Annotated in this window: 5 protein-coding genes and 1 pseudogene; 5 read left to right on the top strand and 1 reads right to left on the bottom strand. The window is 72.0% G+C overall.

Features of this window, described 5'->3' with window-relative positions; all coding sequences use genetic code 11:
• From AC08OV_RS13840 to AC08OV_RS13820, 5 genes and pseudogenes are all read left to right on the top strand, one after another.
• Window positions 1-903 (top strand): annotated as a pseudogene (locus tag AC08OV_RS13840) (serine/threonine-protein kinase); the annotation flags it as partial.
• A 42-nt stretch (window positions 904-945) separates the two neighbouring features.
• A complete protein-coding gene (locus AC08OV_RS13835) occupies window positions 946-1,221 on the top strand; it encodes a hypothetical protein (RefSeq protein ID WP_476612964.1) in 276 nt (91 codons plus the stop codon).
• A gap of 150 nt (window positions 1,222-1,371) precedes the next feature.
• Window positions 1,372-2,559, top strand: a complete 1,188-nt coding sequence (mqnC, locus tag AC08OV_RS13830) for a cyclic dehypoxanthinyl futalosine synthase (RefSeq protein WP_476612965.1) — start codon at window positions 1,372-1,374, stop codon at window positions 2,557-2,559.
• Window positions 2,560-2,583: 24 nt separating this feature from the next.
• The gene (gene add, locus AC08OV_RS13825; protein ID WP_476612966.1) at window positions 2,584-3,666 is read left to right on the top strand and encodes an adenosine deaminase; all 1,083 of its coding nucleotides are present in this window, start codon (window positions 2,584-2,586) and stop codon (window positions 3,664-3,666) included.
• 16 nt (window positions 3,667-3,682) lie between these two features.
• The gene (locus AC08OV_RS13820; RefSeq protein ID WP_476612967.1) at window positions 3,683-4,405 is read left to right on the top strand and encodes a demethylmenaquinone methyltransferase; all 723 of its coding nucleotides are present in this window, start codon (window positions 3,683-3,685) and stop codon (window positions 4,403-4,405) included.
• Window positions 4,406-4,479: 74 nt separating this feature from the next.
• On the opposite strand, the gene AC08OV_RS13815 is transcribed toward AC08OV_RS13820, so the two are convergent.
• On the bottom strand, window positions 4,480-5,164 hold a 685-nt coding region (locus tag AC08OV_RS13815), incomplete at its 5' end, for a dienelactone hydrolase family protein (protein WP_476619753.1).

The raw sequence follows: 5,164 nt of genomic DNA, 5'->3' as shown, positions 1-5,164 counted from the left end.
ACCCCGTATGACCCGTATGAACAGCGGCGCTGGTGGGAGAATGAGTCCCGGCCCCTCGGCGGCGATCGTTGGTGGAACGACTCAGCCCGCGACATGCCCCCGCCGGCCGGTCCGCCCATGCCGCCACCCGCGCTGGCACCGCCACCGGCCGCCGACCGTGCCGCGGGCCCGCGGCCCGGGGCGCCGCGGGCCCGTCGACGGCGCCGCGGCGGATTCGTCCAGTACGACGATGAGGCCGACGGGAACGGCCACCGATCGGGTTTCGACGATTCCGGCGAGGGGGGCCATCCGGCACCGGACGTCCGCCCGATGCACGGCGGCCAGCCCCGGGCGGATTCTCCGCCCGCCGGTCAGCCCTACCCGGACCAGGCCTACGCGGGTCGGCCCCACGCGGGTTGGCCCTACGCCGGTCAGCCCTACGCCGGTCAGCCCTACGCCGGCCGTGCCGCGGAGGCGGCACCGTCCCCCCAGGCGCCGGCGCGGCCCCGACCCGTGGCCCAGCAGTGGCCCCCGTCGGTGCCCGCGGGTCCCGAGCCTGTCAGGGGGCGCGGTGCGCTCTCGCCGGAGCCACGGCCGGCCCCGGCCCCGTGGGTGGCCGAGGCACGCCCGGACCGGCGCGGACGCGCGCCGGCTCCCTACGCTGAACCGGCGCCGCGACCGCGTCCCCGGCGTCGGTTCCGGCTGCGGATCCCTTTCAAGCGCACGATTCTGTTCGTCCTCGTCGTCCTGCTGCTGCTCTACGTGGCGGACCAGATCGCCTTGATGGTCGACGAACAGCGCCAGCGGTTGTGGGACAAGGTCGTCACGTCGGTCAAGGACGACACCCGTGACCAGCTCGACAGTCTGTGGAACCGGGTGAGGGACACGTTCGGCGGCTCCTCGGGCGGGTCGTCGAACGGATGACCGGCAGGCGTAAACCCCTGCCCGGATAGGTACACCGTTATCATGGCCAGTTTCTCGAACAAGATCACGGACTTCCTGCACAGCCCGAAGACCAAGGAGATAGTCAACAAGGCCAAGGCCGCGGCCAACCGGCCGGAGAACCGGGACAAGATCAAGCAGCTCCAGGCGAAGCTCACCAGCCGCGGCCATGGTCACCACGACGCCGGTCCCGCCAGCCCGGCCGGCTCCTCGACCGCCGGTTCCTCGACCGGTGGCTACACTGACGCCACCCACGGTGGCTCCAGTCCGGCGGACCCGGGGACGCGATCCGGACACTGACCGTTCATCCCCCGCGTCGCGCCGATGGCCCCGATGGCTCCGACGGCTACCCTGGGAGGATCGCCGAAGGTGATTCGACGGAGACCCCGAACGGCGCCCGATGCCAGGGGTCCCCGCGTCGCGCCGAAGGCGCTATGCGGGGAGGGCCGTATGGATGTCGATGGCGAGATTCCGGTGGGTCAGGGCGATGGTGAGATCCGGTCCGTGCTGGACCGGGCCGCAGCCGGCGGGCGTATCTCGGCGGAGGAGGCGCTGCTCCTCTACACGAGGGCGCCGCTGCACGCGCTCGGCGGTGCGGCGGACACGGTCCGTCGACGCCGTTTCCCCGATGGCATCGCGACGTACATCATCGACCGGAACATCAACTACACGAATGTCTGCGTGACCGCCTGCCGGTTCTGCGCCTTCTACCGCGCTCCGAAGCATGCCGAGGGCTGGGTCCGCGACGTCGAGGATATCGTCGCCAAGTGCGGGGAGGCGGTCGAGCTCGGCGCCACGCAGATCATGCTGCAGGGCGGGCACCATCCCGACTTCGGCATCGAGTGGTATGAGCGCACCTTTGCCGCCATCAAGAAGGCATATCCCCAGTTGGCACTGCACTCGCTGGGCGCCAGCGAGGTTGTGCACATCGCCCGGACGTCCGAGCTGACCTTTCCCGAGGTCATTACCCGGCTGCGGGACGCGGGCCTGGACAGCTTCGCGGGCGCGGGAGCGGAGATCCTCACCGAACGGCCCCGGCAGGCGATCGCTCCGCTGAAGGAGCCCGGTCACGCCTGGCTGTCCGTGATGGAGACCGCTCACAACCTCGGCCTGGAATCCACCGCCACCTTCATGATGGGCACGGGGGAGACGAACGCCGAGCGCATCGAACACCTGACGATGATCCGGGACGTCCAGGACCGGACCGGCGGATTCCGTTCGTTCATCCCCTGGACCTACCAGCCGGAGAACAACCATCTCGGCGGGCGCACCCAGGCGACGACCCTGGAGTACCTCCGCCTCGTCGCGGTCGCGCGGCTGTTCTTCGACAACATCACGCATCTGCAGGGCTCCTGGCTGACCACCGGCAAGGAGGTCGGCCAGCTTACCCTGCACATGGGCGCCGACGACCTCGGCTCGGTGATGCTGGAGGAGAACGTCGTCTCCTCCGCCGGGGCGCGCCATCGCACCAACCGGGCGGAGCTGATCTCCCTGATCCGCGCGGCCGACCGCATTCCCGCGCAGCGCGACACCCGCTACCGGCACCTCGTCGTGCACCGCGACCCGGCGCAGGACCCGGTCGACGACCGGGTGGCCTCGCACTTCTCCTCCACCGCGCTGCCGCTCATCTCCGCGTAGCCGGGCGCACCATACAGTGACCGGGTGAGTGACCCCTCCGGATTCGCGGTTCCGTCCCCGACCGGGCCGAAGATCGAACTCCACGTCCATCTGGAGGGCACGGTCCGTCCCGCCACCCTGCTGGAGATGGCGCGCCGCAACTCCGAGGCGCTGCCCGCCCGCACGGTCGATGGCCTCGCGGACCTTTACCGCTTCCGCGACTTCGACCACTTCCTGAAGGCCTGGATCCTCACCACCCACGTGATGCGGACGGAGGCCGACTTCCGCCAGGTGGTCGTCGACTACGCCGCCGAGGCGGCCCGGGCGGGCGCTGTCTACCTGGAGGGCATCTTCTCGCCCTGGTTCCGGGTCCATCGGGGGGTCCGCGTCGAGGAGATCTTCCACGGTTACGCCGACGGGGCGATCGAGGCCAGGGAGCGCTACGGCGTCGAGGTGCGCCTCACCCCGGACATCGAGCGGGTGCTGCCAGTCGAGGCCGCGATGGAGGTGGCGCGGTGGGCGGTGCGGTTCGCCGATCGCGGTGTCGTCGGCATCGGGCTCGGCGGACCGGAGGTCGGTCATCCCCCCGAGCCGTTCGCGTCGGCGTTCGCCCTGGCCGCCGACGGCGGGCTCGCCGCGGTCCCGCACGCGGGGGAGACAGCGGGCCCGGTGTCCGTGCGGAGCGCGCTCGACGCGCTGGGAGCCAGGCGGATCCGGCATGGGATCCGGGCCGCCGAGGACCCCGAGCTGATGCGACGGCTGGTCGATCAGGGGATCGTGCTGGACGTCTGCCCGGTGTCCAACCTGCGGACCCGGTCGGTGGCGTCCCTCGACGACCATCCTCTGGCGGCGCTGCTGCGGGCCGGGGTCGCGTGCTCGCTCGCCACCGACGATCCCGCTATGTTCGGCACCGATCTGGAGACGGAGCACGCGGTCGCGGCGGGGCTCGGTGCCCGGGCCCGCGACCTGTACACCGCCGGGGTCGCGGGCGCGCTGTGCGACGAGCCGACCCGCGCGCGGCTGCGGCGGATCGGCGAGAGCACCGACTGGGACACCGTCGAGAGGGCCGCCCGCGACGCCTCGGTGGCGGCCTCGGCGCGGTTCGGCGGCGGGGAAGGGGCATGGTGAGTGAGGAAGGGGCATGGTGAGCAGAGCGGGACTCGACAAACGTCCGCGGGACGTCGCGTCGATGTTCGACGGGGTGGCCAACCGGTACGACCTGACCAACACCGTGCTCACCGGCGGGCTCGACCGGACCTGGCGGCGCGCCGCGGCGGGCGCGCTGGACCTGCGGCCGGGCCTTCGGGTCCTCGACCTCGCCGCCGGGACGGCGACCTCGTCACGAGCCTTCGCGCTCGCCGGGACCGACGTGGTGGCCTGCGACTTTTCCCTGGGGATGCTGCGGGCCGGGCAGCGTCGGCTGGCGTCGCGGCCGTTGCCGGGGGAGGCCGGGCGGATCCTGCTGACCGCCGGGGACGGGCTGCGGCTGCCGTTCCGGGACGAGACCTTCGACCGGACGACGATCTCGTTCGGTCTGCGCAACGTCGCCGACACGCTCGGCTGCCTCACCGAGCTGCGCCGGGTGACCCGTCCGGGCGGGATGCTCGTGGTGTGCGAGTTCAGCCGCCCGGTCTGGGCGCCTTGGCGGACGGTCTACGTCGAGTACCTGATGCGGGCCCTGCCAGCCGTGGCCCGCGCGGTGAGCAACAGCCCGGACTCGTACGTCTATCTCGCCGAGTCGATCCGGGCCTGGCCCGCCCAGGCGGAGCTGGCCGGCCTGCTGCGGGAAGCAGGCTGGTTCCGGGTCGGCTGGCGCAACCTCACCGGCGGCGTGGTGGCGCTGCACCGGGGTCACGTCCCGGACTGACGGTGCTGGACCGGCCATGGTGCTGGACCGGCCATGGTGCTGGACCGGCCGGCGCCACGGTCGGCGGGGTGGGCTCAGCCGGGAACATGCGAGTCGAACCAGGTCAGCATGCGTGACCAGGCGTCCTTCGCCGACGGGCCGTGGTAGGCGGCGGCGCGGGCGTCGTTGTGGAAGCCGTGCCCAGCCTGTGGGTAACGGACGATCTCGGTGGGCACAGACGCCTTCCGTGTCGCCGCCCGCAGGTCCTCCACCTCCGAAGTGGGGATGCTCGGATCCTGGTCGCCGTACAGACCGAGCCACGGTGCCTGCAGGCGGCCGGCGAGATCCAGCTGGGCGGGTTCCCCGAAGCGGCGCATAGTGATCCCGCCACCGTAGAAGGTGGTCGCGGCGCCGAACGGCCGGGCCACCGCCGCCTGGAAGGCGATGCTCCCGCCGACGCAGAAGCCCACGACGGCGCAGCGGTCGATGGCGGTTCCCTCCTCGGCGAGGACGACCAGCGCGGCGTCGATGTCGGCGAGGAGGTCGGTGCCGTTGAGCTTATGGATGATCTTCACTGCGGAGGCGAGATCGTCGTAGTCGAAGACGGGCGAGCCCGCGCGGTGGAACAGGCCGGGGGCGATTGCCCGCCACCCCCCGCGCGCGAACCTCGAGCAGACATCGGTGATGTGCTCGGTGAGGCCGAACGCCTCGTGGAGGACGACGACGCCGCCGCGTGCGGGACCATCGGGTTCGGCGAGCGTGGCCGGGGCGGGCCCGTCG

The organism is Frankia sp. CeTa3Moorea (assembly GCF_978021225.1).
The sequence above is the reverse complement of the archived record's forward strand: the minus strand, read 5'-3'. Positions and strand labels throughout refer to the sequence as shown.

Bases quoted from the DNA above. Each gene is read 5' to 3' on its own strand.
- AC08OV_RS13835 (WP_476612964.1), top strand. From the start codon at position 946: ATGGCCAGTTTCTCGAACAAGATCACGGACTTCCTGCACAGCCCGAAG.
- mqnC (WP_476612965.1), top strand. From the start codon at position 1,372: ATGGATGTCGATGGCGAGATTCCGGTGGGTCAGGGCGATGGTGAGATC.